The sequence below is a fragment of the Mesorhizobium sp. M0244 genome, from assembly GCF_040321795.1.
In the GTDB taxonomy this organism is placed as follows: domain Bacteria; phylum Pseudomonadota; class Alphaproteobacteria; order Rhizobiales; family Rhizobiaceae; genus Mesorhizobium.
This window is the reverse complement of sequence record NZ_JAMYSE010000004.1, coordinates 197608-219721: the sequence shown is the minus strand read 5'-3', so window position 1 is coordinate 219721 and position 22114 is coordinate 197608. Positions and strand designations below refer to the sequence as shown.

Genomic DNA, 22114 nt, shown 5'->3' with positions numbered 1-22114 from the left:
CACTTTCGGCGGCAAGCAACATGGTAGCGGACGGGAACATCTACGGCCTCGCTCCGTTGTTCGAACCTATGGAAATCCGCGGGTTCCTATTGTTCTGGTCGATTTTGACCACCACCGTCGCTGCGCTCAGCCTTGGGCCATCCTTCGCCCATGTGCTAGAATCGGTGCCGCGACTGACCAGATGGTCGCCTTCGCTTTGGCGTGAAACTACGGTCTTCAACGCTCAGTTCCAATTCTTCGCGACTATCGGCGCACCGCTGGACGTGGCGGCGATCGTCTGTCCGGGTCTACTCGCATGGATGCTGCGCGGCGACCGCCCGGCATTCTGGTGGGCGTTGGCCGCCACCATGCTTTACCTGATGGCCCTTGTGGCGTGGGTTGCGCTGGTCAAACCGGCAAACGATGTCCTGGCTACCTGGGTGCCCGGACCGATCCCGGACAATTTCGAAACTATCCGGAGCCGCTGGGAAACGGGCCATATGGTCGTCACCGGCTTCAAGGCCGCCGGTTTCATAGCGCTCGTCGTCGCCCTGCTTTCGATCCGGCGCGGCTGATCCTTTCGCAAATGCCGGCGGCCGCTTTGTTGCGCCGGTCAATGTGCTGTGGCAGAAGCGGCCGAGCCGCCGCCCGGAGATGCGCCTTCTTGAAACCTTTTCGCGACAAACGCCGCGACAGCCGCCCGCCCGCGAAGGGCGTGGCGGAGCAGCCGCGGCAGCGCGACGCCAATCGAACTGCTGGTCCGGAGACAAAACCGCAGGACCGGTCCGAGCCTAAAGCCGCGCCACGCCTGCTGTCGCGCCGCGACGGCGCGCTGCCTGCCGAACATTTGCCGCTGATCCTCGAAGTCGGTCCCAATCAGGACTACGCGCTGCTCGACAGCGGCGCCGGAGAAAAGCTCGAGCAATACGGCCCCTACCGCATCGTTCGGCCGGAGGGCCAGGCGATCTGGCAAAAGGCTTTGCCGGCCAGAGACTGGGAGCGCGCCGACGCCATTTTCACCGGCGATACCGACGAGGAAGGCATCGGCCGCTGGCGCTTTCCGAAGACACCGCTCGGCGAGACCTGGCCGATGAAGCATGACGGCATCGACTATCTCGGCCGCTTCACTTCGTTTCGCCATGTCGGCGTCTTTCCCGAGCAGGCCTCGCATTGGGACCACATGGCCGGGCTGATCGCGGCGGCAAAACGGCCGGTCAAGGTGCTGAACCTGTTCGGTTACACCGGCCTTGCTTCGCTCGTGGCGGCGCGTGCTGGCGCCGAGGTCACCCATGTCGATGCTTCCAAGAAAGCGATCGGCTGGGCCCGCGAAAACCAGGAGATGGCGGGCCTGTCGCAAAAGCCGATCCGCTGGATCGTCGACGATGCCGTGAAATTCGCCGAACGCGAGGAGCGCCGCGGCAACCGCTATGACATCATCCTGTTCGACCCGCCCGCCTATGGCCGCGGACCGAAGGGCGAGGTCTGGCAGCTATTCGAGGATCTGCCGGCGCTGACCGACATCTGCCGCGCCATCCTGACGCCGAAGCCGCTCGCCGTGGTGCTGACCGCCTATTCGATCCGCGCCTCCTTCTTCGCCATCCATGCCTTGCTGCGCGACACCTTCGCCGGCATGGGCGGCACGGTCGAATCGGGCGAGTTGATCATTCGCGAGAAATCCGCCGGCCGGGCGCTGTCGACCTCGCTGTTCTCGCGCTGGGTGGCCTGAATGAGTACATACGAACGGCACGCAGGCGCGCCAGGGCAGGTGAAGGAAGTCACCAGCCTCGCCAATCCGCTGATCAAGGACATCAAGGCGCTCGCCTTGAAGAAATTCCGCGACCAGCAGAATGCCTTCATGGCCGAAGGCCTGAAGCTGGTCATCGACGCGCTCGATCTCGGCTGGACGATCAGGACACTGGTCTTCGCCAAGGCCGCACGCGGCAATGCGGCGGTCGAAAAAGTCGCGGCGCGCACAGTTGCCGCCGGCGGCACCGTGCTTGAAGTTTCGGAAAAGGTGCTGGTCGCCATCACCCGCCGCGACAATCCGCAAATGGTCGTCGGCGTGTTCTCACAGAAATTCCTGCCGCTGAAGGACATCCGCGCCCAGGACGGCGACGTCTGGGTGGCGCTCGACCGCGTGCGCGACCCCGGCAATCTCGGCACCGTCATCCGCACAGTCGACGCCGTCGGCGCCACGGGTGTCATCCTGGTCGGCGAGACAACCGATCCTTTTTCGGTCGAGACGGTGCGCGCCACCATGGGTTCGATCTTCGCCGTGCCGGTCGCCAAGGCGACGCCTGAGGCTTTCCTCGCCTGGCGAAAGAGCTTTCCCGGCCTCGTCGCCGGCACACATCTTAAGGGTGCGGTCGATTACAGATCGGTCGATTTTTCAAAAGGTCCGGTGCTTTTGATGATGGGCAACGAGCAGCAAGGCCTGCCTGACGAGTTGGCTGCAAGCTGCGACAGATTGCTGCGGATACCGCAGGCCGGCCGCGCCGATTCGCTCAACCTGGCGGTGGCCACCGGCGTCATGCTGTTCGAGATCCGGCGCGGCGCGCTGAAGCTCGGCCCGGAGGAAGCCGGATCGTGACATCCCAAACCGTGAAACTGCAAACCATGAAGTCCTGGAGCCCCTACGCTCTTCTGGTCGTCGCCGCGATAGCGTTCGACCAGTGGCTGAAGTATCTGGTCGAGACCGGCCTTGCCTTTCAGCAAAGGCTCGATCTGTTGCCGTTCCTGGCACTGTACCGCACCTACAACACCGGCATCGCGTTTTCGCTGTTTTCGTCCTTTGGCGACACCGGCCTGGTGGTCGTCGCGGTCCTGGTGGTCGCTTTCGTGCTCTACCTCGCTGCCCGCACGCCGCCCGGCCACCTGCTTGCCCGCGTCGGTTTCGCGCTGATCGTTGGCGGTGCGCTCGGCAATCTGATCGACCGCGCTACCTATGGCCATGTCATCGACTATATCCTGTTCCATACGCCGGTCTGGTCCTTCGCCGTCTTCAACCTCGCCGACGCCTTCATTTCGGTCGGTGCCGTGCTGGTCGTCTTCGATGAACTCATTGGCTGGGGGCGCGGGACCTCGCACGATTGACCTCACTGGCTGGGCGCCACACACTTCAGAACCGAACGCCTCGAGGAGAAAAAATGCTCGAAACCTTCAAAGCCATCCTCGTTTCGCGCGACGCCGAGAAAAAACAGTCGGTCGCAGTGACCGAACTCACCGAGGCAGACCTGATGGAGGGGGACGTTACCGTCGCGGTCGAGGCGACGACGGTGAACTACAAGGACGGTCTTGCCATAACAGGCAAGGCACCGGTGATCCGCCGCTGGCCGCTGGTGCCGGGCATCGATTTCGCCGGCACCGTCACCTCGTCTTCCAATCCCGACTGGCGCAAGGGCGATCGCGTCATATTGAACGGCTGGGGCGTCGGCGAGACGCATTTCGGCGCCTATGCCGGACGCGCCCGCGTCAACGGCGACTGGCTGGTGCCGCTGCCGGACGGCATGAGCCCGCATGATGCGATGGCGGTCGGCACCGCCGGCTACACCGCCATGCTTTGCGTCATCGCGCTGGAGCGGCACGGCATCGTGCCCGACCGCGGCCCGGTGGTGGTGACGGGTGCTGCCGGCGGCGTCGGCTCGGTTGCGGTCTCGATCCTGTCCAGCCTCGGCTATCACGTCATCGCTTCGACCGGCCGCAGTGCCGAACGCCCTTACCTGATAGACCTTGGCGCGGCCGAAGTGATCTCACGCGACGAGCTTACCCAGCCGGCAAAGCCGCTCGCCAAGGAACGCTGGGCCGGCGGCGTCGATGCTGTCGGCAGCCACACGCTGGCCAACGTTCTGTCGATGACCTCCTATGGCGGCGCCGTCGCCGCTTGCGGCCTCGCCGGCGGCATGGACCTGCCAGCAAGCGTCGCTCCGTTTATCCTGCGCGGTGTCTCCCTGCTCGGCATCGATTCCGTGATGGCGCCCAAGGCGGTCCGCATCGAGGCCTGGCGCCGCATCGGCACCGATCTCGATCACGCAAAGCTTGCCAGCCTGTCGACGAGCATCGGCTTCGACGGCATCATCGGCGCGGCGCATGACATCGTCGAGGGCAGGATCCGCGGCCGAGTGGTGGTGGACATGTGAGCCCAAGGGCAACAAGGGACAAAAAGAGCGCGACCGCTAAAATTCGAACGATCCGCCACAACCTTCCATAAGCTCTATCTGGCAGGAGTTCCGTATGATTGCGGAACCCGGCATCAGAGAGGCGGAACCAGCCGAACGGGCCGACGGGACGGCTCCCGAGGGGCGGCAGCTTGTCGCCGCTCCACCGCTGGCGCCGGAATTGCCGGATGCCAACCGCGAAGGCCTGCCGTTCCTGACGCTCGTCGCCATCGTCGTGCTGGCAGGCCTGTCGCATCTGACCGGAGCGCCGATCTTCATCACCATCGGCCTTTTGGCGACAGCCATGGCCGGGCTCGCCATGCATCTGCGCAACAGGCGCGCCGAGCGCCGCGCGGTGGCCTTGCTCGGCGCGACGGCGGCCCGCAGCCGCGCCGAGATCGAGACGCTGGCCGACCGCATGTGGGAGATGCAGGAGAGCGAGGAGCGCTTCCGCGGGCTGATCGATGCGCTCGGCGATCTCGTCGTCCACCGCGACCGCGACGGCCACATCGTCTACGCCAACAAGGTTTTCGCCGACCTTGTCGAAACCGACCAGCGCGACCTTGCCGGCAAGACCTTGGCCGAACTCGGCATCGATGTCGGCATCGTCCCCGACGCCGCCTTTTCCGACCATGAATGCCTGAGTTCCACCGACGTCGCCATTCGCACGCCGGACGGTCCACGCTGGTTCTCTTGGATCGAGCTGTCGGTGCGCGACAAGGACAGCGGCGCCGTTTCGCATCGTGCCATCGCCCGCGACATCACTGCCCGCAAGCGCGCCGAATCGTCGCTGATCACCGCCCGCGAGCGGGCCGAATATGCCAGCCAAGCCAAATCGCGCTTCCTCGCCACCGTCAGCCACGAGATCCGCACGCCGATGAACGGCATCATGGGCATGGCGCGGCTTCTCGCCGACACCAGCCTTTCGCCCGAGCAGCGGACCTATGTCGGCGCCATCTCGACCTCGGCCAGCGCGCTGCTGGCTCTGATCGAGGACCTGCTCGATTACTCCAAGATCGAGGCCGGCCGCTTCGATCCGGAACCGCAGCCGATGTCGGTGCGTGAGATCGCCGACAACGTCGTCGAACTCTTGGCGGCGCGGGCCTTTGCCAAGGATATCGGCCTCGGCTGCCATGTCGAACCCGACGTGCCGCAGCTGATCACCGCCGACCCCGGCAGGGTCAGGCAGGTGCTGCTCAACCTCATCGGCAACGCCGTCAAGTTCACCGACAGCGGCGGCGTTCTGGTAAGCATCGCCCGCGTCCGCACCGAAACCACCGATCGCATCCGCTTCACCATCGCTGACACCGGCCCCGGTCTGCGTGAGGAGGACATGGAGCGCATCTTCGAGGACTTCGAACAGGCCGACGGCACCTCGACCCGTGCGCATGGCGGCGCCGGCCTCGGTCTTGCCATTTCCAAGCGCCTGGTGACCGCCATGGGCGGCACTATCTCGGTGTCGAGCCGGCTTGGCCAGGGGTCCGAATTCGTCTTCGAGATTCCCGCTATTTCCGCAGTCGAGGCGCCGCAGATCCGCCAGAACGCGCTGTCGGGCCGGCATGCGGTGATCGTGTCGAAGAATCTCGTCGAGGCCGAAGCCATCGCCCGCACCATTCGCGCCAATGGCGGCACGGTCGATCTGGCCACCACCGCCGCCCAGGCCACCCCTTTCGCCGAGGGCTGCGACGTGCTTCTGGTCGATGCTGCCATGGAGGAAAGTGACGGCAGGCTGCTCAGGCGCCTGCGCCAGGGCGGCTTTGCCGATTGCGAGGCGGTGACGCTGATCGCGCCGACCGACCGCGGCATGCTTGGCGAGTTCCGCGCCAACGGTTACGCCACCTTCCTGGCAAGGCCGGTGCGCGGCGAGACACTGCTGCGCGTGCTTTTGACCAGCCATGCGCCGGTCATCGCCGAGCCGCAGCCGCAAAAGCGCGGCGCGCAAGCTGTGCACGCCATTGGTGGCCGCCAGCAGGGCCTGTCGGTGCTGATCGCCGAGGACAACGACATCAACGCCATGCTGGCCCGCGCCACGCTGCTGAAGGCCGGGCATCGCGTAAAAGTGGTCGGCAACGGCAAGGCCGCGGTCGAGGCGGTCATCAGCACCGGCCACAAGCACCGCTTCGATGTGGTGCTGATGGACCTGCATATGCCGGTGATGGACGGTCTGGACGCCATCGCCGCCATCCGCCGCTATGAGGAGGAGACCGCGGTGCCGCCGGTGCCGATCATGGTGCTGTCGGCCGACAGCCAGGAAAAGACCCGCCACGCCGTGCTCGCTCACGGTGCCAGCGGCTTCGTCACCAAGCCGCTCGACCCCGATGCCCTGGTTCACGCGGTCGAAGGGCAAGTGGCTGCCTGAGCCGCTTTCGATCACCCGATAGCCGGTTGGCATTAGAGCGCCCGCGTCTCTTGGACGCGCAAAGGACGCTCTAACACTTTGACTTTTTCGCATGATCCTTTCCGGAAACCAATTTCGGTTTCCGGGGTCATGCGATACCCAGCCGACGAAGTATTGCCCGCAGAGCCGTATCACGGTACTGTCACAATCCTGTTGCACCTACACCGTATCCCCGTGCCAAGAGGGATGGCTCGAAGGAGAATCACTCGTGCATACAGTCATGCCGGAATGTGATGCTCGGCCGAACGCCAGCGGGCCTTTGCTTGTCGGCCGGAACGCCGATGCCGTCATAAAAGGCGCATCGCTCGGCCGCATCGGCAATCTCGAAGTGCGGCTCGCCCGCAACGAGGCCGAGATCGCTGCCGCGCAGGAAGTGCGCTACCGGGTGTTCTACGACGAGCTTGGTGCCAGGAAGGACCTGTTCCAGATGCAGGACCGCCGCGATGCCGACCGCTTCGATCCCCTCTGCGATCATCTGCTGGTCTTCGATACTTCGCTTTCCGGCCCCGAGCATCGCCGCATCGTCGGCACCTACCGCCTGCTGCGGCAGGAGATTGCCGCAGCAGCCGGCGGCTTCTATTCCGAGGGCGAATTCGAGCTGACCAAGTTGATCGCCCGGCATCCCGGCCAGCGCTTCCTTGAGCTTGGCCGCTCCTGTGTTCTGCCGGAATACCGTTCGAAGCGCACCATCGAGGCGCTGTGGCAAGGCATCTGGGCCTATATCAACCATTACGGCATCGGCGTGATGACAGGCTGCGCGTCGTTCCACGGCACCGTGCCGGCGGCACATGCCGAGGCGCTGACCTATCTTGCCCATCACTGCCGGACGAATTCATCCTGGGACGTGCGTGCCGTCGCCGGGCGCTATTGTTCCATGGATCTGATGCCGATCGAGGCCGTCAATGCCAAGGCGGCGATCGCCGCCATGCCGCCGCTGGTCAAGGGCTATCTGCGCGTCGGCGCGCGCATCGGCGACGGCTGCGTCATCGATCGTGAATTCTCGACGGTCGACGTGTTCGTGGTGATGCCGGTCAAGGAGATCGGCGCCCGCTACGTCAACTATTATGGCGGGGAAGCGCAGCGCTTCGCTGCGTGAATAGTGAATAGTGAATAGTGAATAGTGAATGATGAATAGTGAATGATGAATAGTGAATGATAGAAACGAAGCCCGTCTGGCTTCTACAAACTACTTTCTACCAACTACTAACCATTCACTATTGACCATTCATCATTCACGCATCCTTCTCAGCCTGCTCGTTGACCGGCCCCGGCTCCGGCGCTTCGCTTGCCACATGCTTGGGGCCGCCCTTGGCGACGCCGACCATGGCCGGCCGCAGCACGCGCTCGCCGATCGAATAGCCGGGCTGCACGACCTGGACGACCGTGTTGGCGGGCACGTCGGGATTGGGCACCTCGAACATCGCCTGGTGGAAATTCGGGTCGAATTTCTCCCCCTCGGGCTCGAGCTTCTTCACACCGTGCCGCTCCAGCGCCGACAGCATGGCGCGCTCGGTGATCTCGACGCCGTCGATCAGCGCCTTGAAGCCGGCATCGCCCGATGCCTTGGCCTCCTCCGGGATGGCATCCAGCGCACGGCGCAGATTGTCTGATACCGACAGCATGTCGCGGGCAAAATTGGCGACCGCATAGGCGCGCGCGTCGTGGACGTCTCGGGCGGTGCGGCGGCGCAAATTCTCCATGTCGGCCGCGACGCGCAGCGCGCGATCCTTCAGCTCTTCGTTTTCCTTCAGAAGCCGCACAAGCGCTTCATAGTCGCCGTCGACGCCGCCTTCCCTTGGCTCCGCGGCAGCCTCGGTCTTCTCGGCTTCATCGGGCGCGCGTTCGTCTTTTGCCTGGTCGCTCATCGCCGTTTCCCGTCATTTCGAATGGTGTGGATTTGCGCCCGATATCGAGGTTTAGCGGCCAAAAATCAAGGGGCAAGCGATACTGCAGCCGCTGTCGCGGCTTGATGGCGGACGGCGCAGACCTTTCGATTTTAATTCAAACTTTACCACAGCTGCCGGCTTTGCTTGCCAGGATACTACAAAGCGGGAACCATTCCTCCCCTGGAAGAGTTTCGAAGCCGACACAGGATTTTGGATGATGCCCCGCAGGAATGGCGAAAAACGCGACGGGCTCGCCGCCGATATCCGGCGCCAGCTCGGCACCGAAGCGACCAAGCGCTTTCTGCGCACCTTGCCGGCCTACCGCACGGAGTCCGATATTCCCGACCGTTTGAAGGAATTGCTTGACCGCCTGGACGGCATCGAAGCCAACATGGTCGCAGGCGGGCGCCGTCGGTAGACGCCGTTGCCGGCGGCGCGCCCGGCGATTGCGGCCGGAAACTCCTCGCATCGCGCGACATTTACGCGCAGTAACTTTGCGTGACCCCATCTTGTGGCAGCGCCCTGCACCGCCTATGTTTCATGATGAACATGATTTCCCCCGAAGCTGTGGCAAACAGCAAGCGTGCCTGGTTGAAAATCCTGTCGCGCTATAAAAAGCCCGACAGGCGTCGCAGCGCCGTCGAACTCGCCATCACCCTCATCCCTTTCGCCACGCTGTGGGCATTGTCCTCGGCCGCTTATGCCTATGGCCATTGGTGGGGTCTGGTCCTCATCCTTCCGGCCGCCGGCTTTCTGGTGCGGATCTTCATGATCCAGCACGATTGCGGCCACGGCTCGTTCTTTGCCAATCGCTATGCCGACGACTGGATCGGCCGCGTGCTTGGCGTGCTGACGCTGACGCCATACGATTGCTGGCGCCGCGCCCACGCAACCCATCACGCCAGCGCCGGCAATCTCGACGAGCGCGGCACGGGCGACATCAAGACGCTGACCGTGGCCGAATATCGGCAACTGTCGTGGCGAGGTCGGCTCGCCTATCGCCTCTATCGCCACCCGCTGGTGATGTTTGGCCTTGGCCCGATTTGGATCTTCATTTTCGAGCAGAGACTGCCCTTGGGCATGATGCGGGGCGGTCTCACCCCTTGGGTGTCGTCGATGTCCACCAATCTCGCCATCGCCGTCATCGCTGCCCTGCTCATCTGGTTTGTTGGCCCCGGCGCGTTCCTGGTCGTCCATTTGCCGATCGTCATCCTCGCCGGATCGGCCGGCATCTGGCTGTTCTATGTCCAGCATCAGTTCGAGGAGACGGAGTGGACAAAGGACTCCGAGTGGGAATTCCAGCGCGCCGCCCTGCACGGCTCGTCCTATTACGACCTGCCGCCGGTGCTGAGCTGGCTCACTGGCAATATCGGCGTCCATCACGTGCACCACCTCTCCGCCAAGGTGCCATGCTACCGGCTTCCGGAAGTGCTGAGGGACTATCCGGAGCTGCGTGAGATCGGCCGCATAACGCTGTTCGACAGCCTGCGCTGCGTCAAGCTGGCGCTGTGGGACGAGAGCCGCAACAAGCTGGTGTCGTTCCGCGAAGCGCGGATGGCCATGTAGACGCACCGCCGCGCTGCCTGCGCGGCGGTTTATTTAGGACTCTAAATCAAGCCGCCTGGCGTTCGTCGCGCATCAGGATCTCGCCCTGGCGGATCTCGGTGCCCAGCACTTTCAGGCATTCGCGCATGAAGGCGGCAAGGCCCGGCCAGCCCTTGGCCGACACAAGATTGCCGTCGACATGGGCGCCGGTCGGCGCAACGTCGATATAGATGCCGCCGGCCAGCGTGACTTCCGGCTCGCAATACTGCAGCGCCGCGACTTCCCTGCCGCGCACGACGCCGTCGACCGCGATTAGGATCTGCACGCCGTGGCAGATGGTGAAGATCGGCTTGCCGGTGTCGTGGAAATGCCGCACCAGCGCCTGCACGCGCTTGTCGATACGAATATATTCCGGGCCCCGCCCGCCCGCCGCGTAGACGGCGTCGTATTCGGCCGGGTTGACCTCGGAAAACGTCTTGTTGAGAATGTAGTCGTGGCCGAGCTTTTCCGTATAGGTTTGGTGGCCTTCGAAGTCGTGCAGCGAGGTCTTCAGGATATCGCCCGCCTTCTTGTCGGGACAGACGACATGGACGGTGTGGCCCACCGCATGCATGGCCTGTTCAAAGACGAAAATCTCGTATTCCTCGCTGAACTCGCCAACGAGCATCAATATCTTCTTGCCAGCCATATCCGGTTCCTCCCTTGTGGCCACACATTTATTTCGGATCTCGAAATAATAGACCTATCCTAAAGCGGGGACGGGCAAAATAAAAGACTGAATCGGCAATGTGGTCCGACCAGATGCGGCTTTGGTTCCGCGGGGCGGATCAGCCGGCGCGCACCCGCCGCCAGGAATATTTCGGGCCTTTGGCCTCCGGCTTCACCGCCGGCTGGTAGAACAGCGGCAGTCCGCCGGTGCGGCCTTGCTCGAGCCGCTTCAGCAGCACCGGGTGCGACACCTCGAATTCGTCGAAGCCGAGGCGCAGCATATGCGGCAGCTGGTCGATCAGAACCTGGCCGGTGGCGCGCATGGCGCCGGCAAAATGATAACGGCTGCGCAGCAATTCGCCCTTAGAGAACGAGCGGCCGTCATTGAACGCCGGAAACGCCAGCGCCACCAGCGACAGCTGGTCGAGCAGGCCGGCGATCTTTTCGAGCTGGTCGCCGGGCTGCAGCAGCACGCCAATGCGTTCCTTCGCCGACCGCCGCACCTCCGGATCGAGGCCGAGAAACGCCTGCAGCGGCAGGATGAAGCGGCCATTGCCGACCAGCGCCTCGGCGCTTTCGGCATGAACCCACTCGTCCTCGCAGAAACCATTCGGCGTCCACAGGCGGGTGGCGGTTTCCGCTATCAATTCGCTCATCAAGAAAATTCCCAAGTTCAAAAACCTGGATCCCAAAAATCCGGGATCCCAAAAGATCCTAAAGCGAGGCGTCGGTCAGTGACTTCTCCAGCCCCGACAAATGGATGCCGCACTCGGTCTTGGCGTGCCCGGCCCAGCGGCCACTGCGCGCGTCATCGCCAGGCTGCACCGGCTGCGTGCACGGAAAACAGCCGATCGACAGATAGCCATAGGCGACCAGCGGGTTTTCACGCAGCGCATGTGCGCGCATGTAGCCGGCCTGGTCTGATGTCGTCCAGTGCGCCAGCGGATTGATGCGGATGCGCGAGCCGACCGCCTCGAACACCGGAAGCGCTGCCCGCGTCGCCGCCTGGAAGCGCTTGCGGCCGGTGAACCAGGCGCGGAACGGCTCGACGCCGCGCGCCAGCGGCTCGACCTTGCGCACGTCGCAGCAGGCGTCGGTATCGGTCTCGTTGAGATTGCCGGTCGGGTCGATCCTTGCCAGCGCCGTATCGTCGGGCCTGATCACCCGGATATCGGTCAGCCCGAAATCGGCGACCAGCGCGTCACGATAGCCGAGCGTTTCCTCGAAATGCTTGCCGGTGTCGAGAAAGATCACCGGCAGCGTGCGGTCGATCTCGGCGATCATGTGCAGCAGCACCGCCGAATCCGCGCCGAACGACGAAACCGCGGCGATTTCGCCGTGAAACAACTCCCGGGCTGAGCGCTCGATGATCTCCAGCGGCTTCAGATGGCCATAGAGCGCGTCGAGACCCGCCGCTTCGGCGGCGATGCCGGCCTCGACGTCGACGATCCGATCAAGCGGCCTTGGCTTCGCCAGCATAGAGCGCCTCCTTGAACGGCGCGGGACCGACACGGCGGTAGGCGTCGATGAATCTTTCGTTTCTGTCCAGCCGAAGCCCGAGATAGGTCTCGACGATCTGCTCGATGGCATCGGTGATCTCTTCCGAACTGAAGCCGCGGCCGATGATCTCGCCGACCGAGGTGTTCTCGTCGGCCGAGCCGCCGAGCGTCACTTGATAGAGCTCGGCGCCTTTCTTCTCGACGCCGAGGATGCCGATATGGCCGACATGGTGATGGCCGCAGGCATTGATGCAGCCGGAAATCTTCAGCTTCAATTCGCCGATGTCGCGCTGGCGCTCCAGCGAAGCGAAGCGGCGCGAGATTTCCTGCGCCACGGGGATGGAACGCGCCGTCGCCAGCGCGCAATAGTCGAGGCCGGGGCAGGAGATGATGTCACTGATCAGATTGGAATTGGCCGTCGCCAGCCCGATATCGACCAGCGCGTCATAGACCGCCTTGAGGTCGGCACGCGCGACATGCGGCAGGATCAGGTTCTGCTCGTGGCTGACGCGCAGCTCGTCGAAGGAATATTTTTCGGCAATGTCGGCGACCGCTTCCATCTGGCTGTCGGAGGCATCGCCCGGCGTCTCGCCGATGCCCTTGAGCGAGATGGTCACTGCGGCATAGTCGGGATGGCGATGGGTGACCACATTCTGGTCCAGCCATTCGGAAAAGCTCTTGGAATCGAGCCGGGCAAGCTTGACCGCCTCGTCGCCTTCCGGCCGGTCGACAAGCGCCGGCGGCGCGAAATAGGCGTCGATGGCACGGATGTCGGCTTCCGGCAGCTTCAGCTCGGCGTCCTTCAATTCCTGCCATTCAGCCTCGACCTGGCGGGTGATCTCCTCGACGCCGGTCTCGTGGACCAGGATCTTGATGCGCGCCTTGAACTTGTTGTCGCGCCGGCCATAGAGGTTGTAAACACGCAGGATCGCCGTGCAGTAGGACAACAGATCCGCTTCGGGCAGGAAGTCGCGGATCTTCTTGGCCACCATCGGCGTGCGGCCCTGGCCGCCGCCGACATAGACCGCGAAACCGAACTCGCCGGCCGCATTCTTCTTCAGGTGCAGGCCGATGTCATGCGTCTGGATGGCGGCGCGGTCGCGCTCGGCGCCGGTCACCGCGATCTTGAACTTTCGCGGCAGGAACGAGAATTCCGGATGCACCGACGACCATTGCCGCAGGATTTCGGCATAGGGGCGCGGATCGGCGACCTCGTCGGCGGCGGCGCCGGCGAAGTGGTCGGCGGTGACGTTGCGGATGCAGTTGCCGCTGGTCTGGATGGCGTGCATCTCGACGCTTGCCAGGTCGGCCAGGATAGCCGGAATGTCCGACAGCGCCGGCCAGTTGAACTGGATGTTCTGGCGCGTCGTGAAATGGCCGTAGCCCTTGTCGTATTTGCGGGCGATATGGCCAAGCATGCGCAGCTGCTTGCTGTTCAGCGTGCCGTAGGGCACCGCAATGCGCAGCATATAGGCATGCAGCTGCAGATAGACGCCGTTCATCAGCCGAAGCGGCCGGAACTGATCCTCGGTGATCTCGCCGGCAAGCCGCCGTGCGACCTGGTCGCTGAACTCGGCGACGCGGGCCTTGACGAAATCGTGGTCGAACTCATCGTAACGGTACATGTCTCGGTCTTTCCGGGCGCGTCCGCCCGTTATTTTCTTCATTCGAGCATGATCGGGATCATGCTCCTGTCATCTATGCCGCGCGGGCGGCTTGCGGACGGGCCTGCTTGCCCAGATCGTGACGGGTGGTGGGGCCGGCGGCGCGGATCTTTTCACGCAGCCGGACCGCCTCTACCGTGCCGTTGAGCACGGTCACGTCGATCAGATTGACGTCGACCACCTCGTTGTCGGCGGAGGCCTTGGCGCCGATCGCCTCCAGCCGGTCCTCGGCCGCCTTGTCATAGGCGATGTCGGCGTGGTCGATGGTCTCGGCCCAGCCGCCATTGGCGTACCAGACGGCTATGCCGTCGGCGAGGCGGTTCGCGGTCAGGACTTTCATTGGTTCACTCCTACCGCGGCAGCACGGGCCACGCTTTCCTGCCTGTGTGCCGCGAGCGGCTCGGACCGTTCGAAATTGGCGCCGGCGACCGCGTCGCCGATGATGGTCATCACCGGGCCGCTGAGATCGGCGCGCGCCTCCAGCGACGGCAGGTCGGCGAGCGTGCCATGGAAACGGCGGCGGTTGGCGAGGCTGGCATTCTCGACCACGGCGACGGCCGTATCCGGCGACAGGCCGGCTTCGATCAGCCGGCCGGCGACCTCGGCGGCGACCGAGCGTCCCATATAGACGGCGACCGTTGCACCGGAAATAGCGAGCTTTGCCCAATCGGGCAGCGAATTTCCCTTTAAGTCGTGACCGGTGGTGAACACCATTGACGACGACACGCCGCGCAGCGTCAGCGGCAGTTCGAAATCGGCGGCGGCGGCAAAGGCCGCGGTGACGCCCGGAACCACCTCATAGGCGATGCCGGCATCGCGCAGTGCCGCCATTTCCTCGCCGGCCCGGCCGAACACCAGCGGGTCTCCGGATTTCAGCCGCACGACGCGCCTGCCGGCGTGGCCAAGCTCGACCAGCAGCGCATTGATCTCGGCCTGGCTCTTGGAATGGCAGCCCTTACGCTTGCCGACCGGCAGGCGTTCGGCATCGCGGCGGCCCATGGCGACGATCGCCTCCGGCACCAGCGCGTCATGCACAATCACGTCGGCTTCCATCAGCAGGCGATGAGCGCGCAGCGTCAGCAAATCCTCGGCGCCGGGACCAGCCCCCACCAAAGCAACATTGCCCAGGGCGACATGGCCCGATTCCGGGGTATTCGAAAGCAGCAGGCCGACGGCGGCGTCATGCGCCTCAGAAAGCTGTCCAGCTTCCACGGCGCGGGCCGGCGCGCCGCCAAAGAAATCGCTCCAGAAGCGGCGGCGGGCATTGCCTTTCGGCAGCAGCTTTTCGGCGGCGCCGCGAAACGATGCGGCAAGCGCGGCGAGCGGCCCGAGCGAAGGCGACAGCATGCGGGCAATGCGGCTGCGCAGCATCTGCGCCAGCACCGGGCCGGCACCTTCCGTGCCGATGGCAATGGCGACCGGCGCGCGGTTGACCAGTGCCGGCGTGAAGAAATCGCAGAGCTCCGGCCGGTCGACGGCATTGACCGGAATGCCCAGCCGGCGCGCATCCCCTGCAACGCGGCGGTCGAGCGCCTCATTGCCGCTGGCGGCAAACACCATCACCGCATCTGCGAGGTGCGCGACATCGTAGGCGTCGGCGACGTGGGTGGCACCTGTCTCGGCGATGAAGGCCAGCAGTTCGGGGCTTGCAGCATCGCTGACGATGCGCAGCACAGCGCTCGACTGAGCGAGCAGCCGCGCCTTGGCCAGCGCCTCCTCGCCACCGCCGATGATGGCCACGGCTTCGCCCTCGACCCGCATGAAGACGGGAAAGGCGTTGAGCTTGGGGTTGGCTTGCGGCATGACGAGCGGAATCCTGGAACCGTTTGCCAGTTCTACGCGGGGGCGCGAAAAACCAGAAGGCACCCACTCGCGCATCGCTTCGTAGCAGGCAATCTCTTTTCTGCAAGCATGACGGCCAAGAGAAAAATATTCCACATTCAAATGCGGAGCGGATTGAAGCTGCTGTTGCGGCCCTTGATCCGCTGCCTTTCTAGCGGCTGGCCGAGCGCGCCACAAAACAGATTTTTCTAAATTCTACCAATTTAGTAGATTAAAGCCGCCGGATCCCAACCGAGCCATTAACGGCAGCTTGGCGCTCTCGCCATCCCTACCGGAACATTCACGCCTCGGCACGCGTTTGCCCTGTAGACCCAGGCCCGGTCATACCCCTGCGGCAAAGGCCCGGCGATGGGTTCGAAAAATCAAAAAGGAGCGCCCCATGAGCAACGTCAGACTGAAACGCGGATTGTGGATCGTGGTGGCCGACGGCGAAAAGGCGCTATTCCTCGAGAACCGTGGAGACGTCCAATATCCCGACCTTCAGGTCGTGCACGAGATGGAGCAGGAAAATCCGGCGACCCGAGAGCAAGGCACAGACCGCCCCGGCCGCTACAGCGACGGCCCTTCCGTCCACCGCAGCGCGGTCGAGGACACCGACTGGCACCGTCTCGGCAAGGAGCGTTTTGCCGACGAGATTGCCGACACGCTCTACAAGCTCGCGCATCGCGGCACGTTCAAGGAGATCGTGCTGATCGCGCCGCCCCCGGTGCTGGGCGACATGCGCAGGAAGCTGCACAAGGAGGTCGCTGACAAGATAACGGCGGAAATTCCAAAGACGCTGACCAACCACAGCATACCCGATATCGAGAGCCTGCTGCAGGCGACCTGATCGCGGCATCGGCGGCGCGCAACCTTCATTTCCGTATCAATCGCCAGGCTGGAGCAGGCCGCGCCGTGGTGGTGGCAAATCTCGCCGGCTCTCCGTCTGTTTGCTGCTTTGCCATTGATTTCATGGGATTGCGGGTTGTCACGCGACTGTCCATACTGCCAGGACGGCGGCTTTGGGCGGCGCATATCCGACATCGCGATTCCTGAAGGCGCTCCATAGACAATGCCGCATGACACGCCCCTTATCGCCACTATCGTTGCCGGTCTGGGGCTGGCTTTCGTCTTCGGCGCGCTTGCCAACCGCTTCCGCGTCCCGCCGCTGGTAGGCTATCTCATCGCCGGCGTTCTGGTTGGACCCGAACACGCCGGGTTTCGTCGCCGATGCCGGCCTCGCCAATGAACTGGCCGAGATCGGCGTCATCCTGCTGATGTTCGGCGTCGGCCTGCATTTCTCGCTGAAGGACCTGTTGTCGGTCCGCGCTATCGCGGTGCCCGGCGCCATCGTGCAGATCGGCTTTGCGACAGCCCTTGGCGCCGGCCTTGCCTGGATGCTCGGCTGGTCGATGGGTGCGGGGCTGGTCTTTGGCCTGGCGCTTTCCGTCGCCTCGACCGTGGTGCTGTTGCGCGCCCTGCAGGAGCGGCGGCTAATCGAGACCGAGCGTGGCCGCATCGCCGTCGGCTGGCTGATCGTCGAGGATCTGGCCATGGTGCTGGCGCTGGTGCTTTTGCCGGCATTGGCCGGCGTGCTCGGTGGCCAGCAGCAGGCCGAGGTCCACGGCAGTCTGCTGTCGCTGCCCGCGAACTACGGCATCTGGGGCGTCGTGGCCATCACGCTGGCCAAGGTCGCGGCCTTTGTCGTGGTCATGCTGGTGGTCGGCCGCCGGCTTATCCCCTGGATCCTGCACTACGTCGCCCATACCGGATCGCGCGAACTGTTCCGGCTGGCGGTGCTCGCCATTGCGCTTGGCGTCGCCTTTGGCGCGGCCAAGCTGTTCGGCGTGTCGCTGGCACTGGGCGCTTTCTTCGCCGGCATGATCATGAGCGAATCCGAGCTCAGCCACCGGGCGGCCGAGGAATCGCTGCCGCTGCGTGACGCCTTTTCCGTGCTGTTCTTCGTTTCGGTCGGCATGCTGTTCGACCCGTTCAGCCTGATCAGCAATGGCTGGCCGATCCTGGCGACGCTGGCCATAATCGTTATCGGCAAGTCGCTGGCAGCCTTCGTCATCGTCCTCGTTTTCCGCTATCCGATCGCAACCGCGTTGATGATTTCGGCAAGCCTTGCCCAGATCGGCGAATTCTCGTTCATCCTGGCTGAACTTGGCGTCGGTCTGAAGCTGCTGCCCGAACAGGGCCGCGACCTCATCCTCGCCGGCGCCATCCTGTCGATCGTCCTCAACCCGCTGATGTTTGTTGCCGTCGACTGGGTAAAACCTTGGCTGGAAAAACGCGCCGGCAAGACGGTGCCGTCCGACGAAGTAAGGCCGATCGGCCCGGCAACCGAGCCCGGCCAGGTGGCTTCCGTGGCGGCACCTGCGAAAGAGGATGGCCCGCCGCCCAGGACGAGGCAGGCCGGCCACACCATCCTGATCGGCTACGGCCGCGTCGGCAGTCTCGTCGGCGCGTCCCTGAAGCAGGCCGCCCTGCCCTTCCTCGTCATCGAGGATGCAGACAAGACGCTGGCGAAGCTCAAGGCCGACGGCATCGAAACCGTTTCCGGCAATGCGGCGAACGGCGGCGTGTTCGCCGCGTCCAATCCCGAGGGCGCCGCGCGGCTGATCTTGGCCATCCCCAACGCCTTCGAGGCAGGGCAGATCGTGCTACGCGCCCGCGCCGCCAATCCGACAATCGAAATCATCGCCCGCGCCCATTCCGATGCCGAGGTCGAGCACCTCAAGGGCCTTGGTGCCGACACGGTCATCATGGGCGAACGCGAGATCGCCCGTGGGATTGTCGAAGTGGTGACGGGGACGGCCTGACCCAATTCACCTGGCCGGCTGAGGATGACCGCGTGCCATCACATGGGAACGGGACGGCAGGCTGGATAGCTCGCCTGGAAAAGCCTTCTACACGTGCTGGCCGCCATTGATGTGGATTTCCGAGCCGGTCACGTAGGAGGCCTGCTGCGAGCACAGGAAGAAGATGATGTCAGCGACTTCCGCGGTGGTGCCCAGCCTTCTCAGCGGGATTGTCTCGACGATTTTTTCCGTGCCCGGCGACAGGATGGCGGTGTCGATCTCGCCCGGTGCGATCGCGTTGACGCGGATGCCGTGCGGGCCGAAATCATGCGCCATCTCGCGCGTCAGCGAGCCGAGTGCCGCCTTCGACGTCGCGTAGGCGGTGCCGGCGAAAGGATGCACGCGGGTGCCGGCGATCGAGGTGACGTTGACGATCGAGCCCTTGGCCGAAGCCAGCTCCTTGAACAGACCGCGCGCCAGCATGATCGGGGCGAAGAAATTGACCTGGAAGACGTCGCGCCAGACATGCATCGGCGTGTCGATCGAGTTCATGCGGCTGTTGCCGTCCTTGAGCTTCGGCGAGATGCCGGCATTGTTGACCAGCGCATGCAGCTGGCCGCCATGTGCTTCCAGGCGGTGGCGAATCTCGGAGATCGCGATGCCGACATCCTCCTGGTCGGCGAGATCGACCTTGATGTGGTCTTCCGGGCCGGCCGGCCACGGGCAGTCCTCGGCAAAAGCCTGGCGCGAGCAGGTGATGACGCGCCAGCCTTCGCGTGAAAAGCGCTTGACCGTGGCATGGCCGATGCCGCGGCTGGCACCGGTCAGCACAATGGTCTTTCTGGTGTCGGTTTCGGCCATGTCGCGTCTCCAGCCGCATGATCTAGCCGATTGTGAGGGCGGTGGCGAGCGTCGCCAAGACCCGCCCGTCCGGCTGCCGACCTGCCATTGTTCAATAGCAGGTCGGACATTCGTATAGCAGCCCGAAGTTGAGAAGAAAGATTGCGATTGCCAGCGGCCAAAGGACACGCAGGAACCCGCTGCGCGATCGTTGCATCAAACGCCCGGAAAGCCACGCCGCTCCATAAGGCAACAAAAACCCCGTGATCACCGATGCAAGTATCGCACCTATCCTCTCATGGAAGACGTACGGCGGATCGGAGAAATGAAGATTCGGCAGATGCCGGAATACCACTACCCAAATGGTCATTGCCAGCAGCAAGGACTACTGCCACCAATTCAAAGTGTTGAATCTTTTGACGTCGTCCATTCCCCTGGCCCATTTTCCGACAATGGATGTCCGTTGTCGCTCAGCCGCCTGTCAGGATGTCCAGGATCGAGGTCTGCCGCTTCTTGACCGGGCCGCCGACATTGCCGGGCGGCACCGGGTGCTTGATCGATCCGGTAGTGCCGTCGACACCCGGCATGGCAAGGCCGCCGGCATCGACCGTCTCGGCGGGCCGCGCGGGACGCGAAGGCGACTGGGTGGCTGCGGGCGGCGCTGACTGGCCAACGGAAGCGACCGGCGCCGGCGGCGCCGTCTCGGACGGTATCTCGTCCTGCACGATGGTGTCGGGCGGCGTCGATTTCCAGGTTCCGGGCAGCGGCGCCACCGGCACGCCCTCATGTGCTGCGACCATGAACTCGTGCCAGGCCTGCGCCGGCAGCGCGCCGCCGGTGACCTTCTTCATCGGGCTGCCGTCGTCATTGCCGAACCAGACGCCGGTGGTCAGATTAGCGGTATAGCCGATGAACCACGCGTCGCGCGAGTTCTGGCTGGTGCCGGTCTTGCCGGCGGCCGGCCAGGCGAACGCCGCCTTCCTGGCCGTGCCGATCTCAACCGTGCCGGTCATCATCGAGTTCATCATGCCGACGACGTCGGGCTTGACGACGCGCGGCGCGCCGCCGCCATTGTTCTCGTAGAGCACCTTGCCGTCGCTCGTCGTGACGCGGCGGATGAAATGGATGTCCGGCTTGTAACCGCCATTGGCGAAGGGAACATAGGCCGAGGTCAGTTCCAGCGGCGTCACTTCCGAGGTGCCGAGCGCGATCGATGTGTTGGCCGTCAGCTCGGACTGGATGCCCATGCGGTGCGCCGCCTCGACCACCGCGCTCGGTCCGACTTCCATGGTCAGCTGCGCGGCCACCGAGTTCAGCGATTTTGCCAGCGCCGTCGCCAGCGTCACCTTGCCGAAATATTTGCCGCCGTAATTATCGGGCGTCCAGTTGCCGATCTTGATCGGCGCGTCATTGCGCACGCTGTCCGGCGTGCGGCCGGATTCCAGCGCCGCCATATAGACGAACGGCTTGAACGCTGAGCCCGGCTGGCGGCGCGCTTCCGAGGCACGGTCGAACTGGCTGGTCGAATAATCATAGCCGCCGACCATGGCGCGCACCGCGCCGGAATTGTCGATCGACACCAGCGCGCCCTGGCTGACATTGAGTTTTTTGCCGCTCTGGTCGATCAGCCGGCGGATCGATTGCTCGGCGAGCTTCTGCAGCGTCAGATCGACGGTCGTGTCGACGACGATATCGCGGCGCACGTCGCCGATCAGGTCGGGCAGTTCTTCGATGATCGTATCGGCGACATAGTTTTCCGAGCCGGTCCAGTAGGACGGCGCGCGCGTCGCCGGCGCGCTCATCGCCGTGGTCAGCTCCTTGGCGCTGATCTTGCCCTCGTCGCGCATAGCAGCGAGCACCAGCTGCGAGCGCTGCTCGGCCGCCTTCGGGTCGCGCGCCGGCGACAGCCGCGACGGCGCCTTGAGCAGGCCGGCGAGAAGCGCCGCCTCCGACAGCGTGACGTCGCGCGCGCTCTTTCCGAAATAGCGGCGCGAGGCCGCTTCGACGCCATAGGCGCCGGAGCCGAAATAAACCCGGTTGAGGTACATTTCGAGGATCTGGTCCTTCGTATGCTTGTGCTCCAGCCACAGCGCCAGCAGCACTTCCTGCACCTTGCGTTCCAGCGTGCGGTCCGGCGTCAGGAACAGGTTCTTGGCCAGCTGCTGGGTCAGCGTCGAGCCGCCCTGCGAAAAATGCCCGCCGAGAACATTGGTCACCATGGCCCGGGAAAGGCCGATCGGGTCGATGCCGAAATGCGAATAGAAGCGGCGGTCCTCGATGGCGATGACGGCTTCGGGAATGTAGGGCGACATCTCGTGCAGGCCGACGGCTTCGCCGCCGCTCATGCCGCGATTGCCAAGCAGCTGGCCGTCGACCGAGACGATCTTGATGTTGGGTGCGCGGTCGGGAATGGCCCAGGTGGTAGCCGCCGGCATTTTCGCGCCGTAATAGACGACGATGCCGGCAGCAGCGATGCCGCCCCAGATGGCCAGCACGAAGCACCAGTAGAACAGCCGGCCAAGCACGCCGAACACGCCGCGCCGGCCTTTGCCGCGCCCGCCACGTGACGGTTTTGCCTTGGGCGATTTGCGTTTTGTAGCGGCTTTTCGGTTGCTCGGCACGACGCGGTCCTCCTCGCTCACCGAAAAACCGGCCGAGGAGCTCGCCGCCGGCGATGCCTCGAAGCTGGGCTCGATGCGGCTGTCTTTCCGGTTCGCCATGCGCTGTGCTGTTTTCCCGATGCCTATGGCGTTCGGGTTGAAGACTAGATGCGGCGGTTTAAAGGCGGGTTAAGTCGGGATAAATCGAAGCAAACT

General features: G+C 64.1%; 20 protein-coding genes and 1 pseudogene. 11 read left to right on the top strand and 10 right to left on the bottom strand.

Annotated elements, in window-relative coordinates; all coding sequences use genetic code 11:
• Window positions 1-68 precede the first annotated feature (68 nt).
• From NKJ08_RS05865 to olsB, 7 genes are all read left to right on the top strand, one after another.
• Window positions 69-554 carry an anthrone oxygenase family protein gene (locus tag NKJ08_RS05865; protein ID WP_352525225.1) on the top strand — a complete coding sequence of 162 codons (486 nt, stop codon included), beginning with the start codon at window positions 69-71 and terminating at the stop codon, window positions 552-554.
• Window positions 555-643: 89 nt separating this feature from the next.
• On the top strand, window positions 644-1705 hold the full coding sequence (locus NKJ08_RS05860; RefSeq protein WP_352525173.1) for an RsmD family RNA methyltransferase: 1062 nt from the start codon (window positions 644-646) through the stop codon (window positions 1703-1705).
• The gene (locus NKJ08_RS05855) at window positions 1706-2569 is read left to right on the top strand and encodes a TrmH family RNA methyltransferase (RefSeq protein WP_352525171.1); all 864 of its coding nucleotides are present in this window, start codon (window positions 1706-1708) and stop codon (window positions 2567-2569) included.
• Window positions 2570-2595: 26 nt separating this feature from the next.
• Window positions 2596-3072 carry a signal peptidase II gene (lspA, locus tag NKJ08_RS05850; RefSeq protein WP_352525223.1) on the top strand — a complete coding sequence of 159 codons (477 nt, stop codon included), beginning with the start codon at window positions 2596-2598 and terminating at the stop codon, window positions 3070-3072.
• Between the two features lie 53 nt (window positions 3073-3125).
• Window positions 3126-4115 (top strand): acrylyl-CoA reductase (NADPH), encoded by a 990-nt coding sequence (gene acuI / locus NKJ08_RS05845; protein WP_352525170.1) that lies wholly within the window; start codon window positions 3126-3128, stop codon window positions 4113-4115.
• A gap of 94 nt (window positions 4116-4209) precedes the next feature.
• Window positions 4210-6492 carry a PAS domain-containing hybrid sensor histidine kinase/response regulator gene (locus tag NKJ08_RS05840; protein ID WP_352781526.1) on the top strand — a complete coding sequence of 761 codons (2283 nt, stop codon included), beginning with the start codon at window positions 4210-4212 and terminating at the stop codon, window positions 6490-6492.
• Window positions 6493-6751: 259 nt separating this feature from the next.
• Window positions 6752-7627 (top strand): l-ornithine N(alpha)-acyltransferase, encoded by an 876-nt coding sequence (gene olsB / locus NKJ08_RS05835; RefSeq protein ID WP_292664606.1) that lies wholly within the window; start codon window positions 6752-6754, stop codon window positions 7625-7627.
• 136 nt (window positions 7628-7763) lie between these two features.
• Here the strand turns inward: olsB and grpE are convergent, their stop codons facing one another.
• The gene (gene grpE, locus NKJ08_RS05830; protein WP_352777039.1) at window positions 7764-8396 is read right to left on the bottom strand and encodes a nucleotide exchange factor GrpE; all 633 of its coding nucleotides are present in this window, start codon (window positions 8394-8396) and stop codon (window positions 7764-7766) included.
• Between the two features lie 235 nt (window positions 8397-8631).
• Here grpE and NKJ08_RS05825 point away from each other — a divergent pair, with 235 nt between their 5' ends.
• Window positions 8632-8835 carry a hypothetical protein gene (locus NKJ08_RS05825; RefSeq protein WP_352777042.1) on the top strand — a complete coding sequence of 68 codons (204 nt, stop codon included), beginning with the start codon at window positions 8632-8634 and terminating at the stop codon, window positions 8833-8835.
• A gap of 125 nt (window positions 8836-8960) precedes the next feature.
• On the top strand, window positions 8961-9983 hold the full coding sequence (locus NKJ08_RS05820; RefSeq protein ID WP_352525222.1) for a fatty acid desaturase: 1023 nt from the start codon (window positions 8961-8963) through the stop codon (window positions 9981-9983).
• Window positions 9984-10029: 46 nt separating this feature from the next.
• On the opposite strand, the gene NKJ08_RS05815 is transcribed toward NKJ08_RS05820, so the two are convergent.
• The 6 genes from NKJ08_RS05815 to cysG form a co-directional block, all read right to left on the bottom strand.
• Complete coding sequence (locus NKJ08_RS05815; protein WP_352525164.1) at window positions 10030-10650, bottom strand: DJ-1/PfpI family protein; 621 nt, start codon at window positions 10648-10650, stop codon at window positions 10030-10032.
• Window positions 10651-10789: 139 nt separating this feature from the next.
• On the bottom strand, window positions 10790-11326 hold the full coding sequence (locus NKJ08_RS05810) for a DUF934 domain-containing protein (RefSeq protein ID WP_352525163.1): 537 nt from the start codon (window positions 11324-11326) through the stop codon (window positions 10790-10792).
• 58 nt (window positions 11327-11384) lie between these two features.
• Window positions 11385-12149, bottom strand: a complete 765-nt coding sequence (locus NKJ08_RS05805; protein WP_352525162.1) for a phosphoadenylyl-sulfate reductase — start codon at window positions 12147-12149, stop codon at window positions 11385-11387.
• Window positions 12124-13794 carry a nitrite/sulfite reductase gene (locus NKJ08_RS05800; RefSeq protein WP_352525160.1) on the bottom strand — a complete coding sequence of 557 codons (1671 nt, stop codon included), beginning with the start codon at window positions 13792-13794 and terminating at the stop codon, window positions 12124-12126. Before NKJ08_RS05800 ends, NKJ08_RS05805 begins: the two co-directional genes overlap by 26 nt.
• A gap of 73 nt (window positions 13795-13867) precedes the next feature.
• The gene (locus tag NKJ08_RS05795; RefSeq protein WP_352525158.1) at window positions 13868-14173 is read right to left on the bottom strand and encodes a DUF2849 domain-containing protein; all 306 of its coding nucleotides are present in this window, start codon (window positions 14171-14173) and stop codon (window positions 13868-13870) included.
• Window positions 14170-15636 carry a siroheme synthase CysG gene (gene cysG, locus NKJ08_RS05790; protein WP_352781525.1) on the bottom strand — a complete coding sequence of 489 codons (1467 nt, stop codon included), beginning with the start codon at window positions 15634-15636 and terminating at the stop codon, window positions 14170-14172. The genes NKJ08_RS05795 and cysG overlap by 4 nt, the downstream gene beginning before the upstream one ends.
• A 418-nt stretch (window positions 15637-16054) precedes the next feature.
• Here cysG and NKJ08_RS05785 point away from each other — a divergent pair, with 418 nt between their 5' ends.
• Window positions 16055-16504, top strand: a complete 450-nt coding sequence (locus NKJ08_RS05785) for a baeRF12 domain-containing protein (RefSeq protein ID WP_352781524.1) — start codon at window positions 16055-16057, stop codon at window positions 16502-16504.
• 222 nt (window positions 16505-16726) lie between these two features.
• Window positions 16727-18479: pseudogene (locus NKJ08_RS05780) on the top strand (cation:proton antiporter domain-containing protein).
• An 87-nt stretch (window positions 18480-18566) separates the two neighbouring features.
• On the opposite strand, the gene NKJ08_RS05775 reads toward NKJ08_RS05780, so the two are convergent.
• The 3 genes from NKJ08_RS05775 to NKJ08_RS05765 form a co-directional block, all read right to left on the bottom strand.
• Complete coding sequence (locus NKJ08_RS05775; RefSeq protein WP_023675240.1) at window positions 18567-19319, bottom strand: SDR family NAD(P)-dependent oxidoreductase; 753 nt, start codon at window positions 19317-19319, stop codon at window positions 18567-18569.
• A gap of 91 nt (window positions 19320-19410) precedes the next feature.
• Window positions 19411-19680: a hypothetical protein gene (locus tag NKJ08_RS05770; protein ID WP_352781523.1), complete on the bottom strand. Its 270-nt coding sequence runs from the start codon at window positions 19678-19680 to the stop codon at window positions 19411-19413.
• An 88-nt stretch (window positions 19681-19768) separates the two neighbouring features.
• Window positions 19769-22018, bottom strand: coding sequence for a transglycosylase domain-containing protein (locus tag NKJ08_RS05765; protein WP_352781522.1), 2250 nt, complete (start codon window positions 22016-22018; stop codon window positions 19769-19771).
• Window positions 22019-22114: the final 96 nt, after the last annotated feature.

What these genes read in the sequence shown, in the direction of transcription:
- NKJ08_RS05865 (WP_352525225.1), top strand. Translation starts at nt 69, where the DNA reads ATGGAAATCCGCGGGTTCCTATTGTTCTGGTCGATTTTGACCACCACC.
- NKJ08_RS05855 (WP_352525171.1), top strand. Translation starts at nt 1,706, where the DNA reads ATGAGTACATACGAACGGCACGCAGGCGCGCCAGGGCAGGTGAAGGAA.
- lspA (WP_352525223.1), top strand. Translation starts at nt 2,596, where the DNA reads ATGAAGTCCTGGAGCCCCTACGCTCTTCTGGTCGTCGCCGCGATAGCG.
- acuI (WP_352525170.1), top strand. Translation starts at nt 3,126, where the DNA reads ATGCTCGAAACCTTCAAAGCCATCCTCGTTTCGCGCGACGCCGAGAAA.
- NKJ08_RS05840 (WP_352781526.1), top strand. Translation starts at nt 4,210, where the DNA reads ATGATTGCGGAACCCGGCATCAGAGAGGCGGAACCAGCCGAACGGGCC.
- olsB (WP_292664606.1), top strand. Translation starts at nt 6,752, where the DNA reads ATGCCGGAATGTGATGCTCGGCCGAACGCCAGCGGGCCTTTGCTTGTC.
- grpE (WP_352777039.1), bottom strand. Translation starts at nt 8,396, where the DNA reads ATGAGCGACCAGGCAAAAGACGAACGCGCGCCCGATGAAGCCGAGAAG.
- NKJ08_RS05825 (WP_352777042.1), top strand. Translation starts at nt 8,632, where the DNA reads ATGATGCCCCGCAGGAATGGCGAAAAACGCGACGGGCTCGCCGCCGAT.
- NKJ08_RS05820 (WP_352525222.1), top strand. Translation starts at nt 8,961, where the DNA reads ATGAACATGATTTCCCCCGAAGCTGTGGCAAACAGCAAGCGTGCCTGG.
- NKJ08_RS05815 (WP_352525164.1), bottom strand. Translation starts at nt 10,650, where the DNA reads ATGGCTGGCAAGAAGATATTGATGCTCGTTGGCGAGTTCAGCGAGGAA.
- NKJ08_RS05810 (WP_352525163.1), bottom strand. Translation starts at nt 11,326, where the DNA reads ATGAGCGAATTGATAGCGGAAACCGCCACCCGCCTGTGGACGCCGAAT.
- NKJ08_RS05805 (WP_352525162.1), bottom strand. Translation starts at nt 12,149, where the DNA reads ATGCTGGCGAAGCCAAGGCCGCTTGATCGGATCGTCGACGTCGAGGCC.
- NKJ08_RS05800 (WP_352525160.1), bottom strand. Translation starts at nt 13,794, where the DNA reads ATGTACCGTTACGATGAGTTCGACCACGATTTCGTCAAGGCCCGCGTC.
- NKJ08_RS05795 (WP_352525158.1), bottom strand. Translation starts at nt 14,173, where the DNA reads ATGAAAGTCCTGACCGCGAACCGCCTCGCCGACGGCATAGCCGTCTGG.
- cysG (WP_352781525.1), bottom strand. Translation starts at nt 15,636, where the DNA reads ATGCCGCAAGCCAACCCCAAGCTCAACGCCTTTCCCGTCTTCATGCGG.
- NKJ08_RS05785 (WP_352781524.1), top strand. Translation starts at nt 16,055, where the DNA reads ATGAGCAACGTCAGACTGAAACGCGGATTGTGGATCGTGGTGGCCGAC.
- NKJ08_RS05775 (WP_023675240.1), bottom strand. Translation starts at nt 19,319, where the DNA reads ATGGCCGAAACCGACACCAGAAAGACCATTGTGCTGACCGGTGCCAGC.
- NKJ08_RS05765 (WP_352781522.1), bottom strand. Translation starts at nt 22,018, where the DNA reads ATGGCGAACCGGAAAGACAGCCGCATCGAGCCCAGCTTCGAGGCATCG.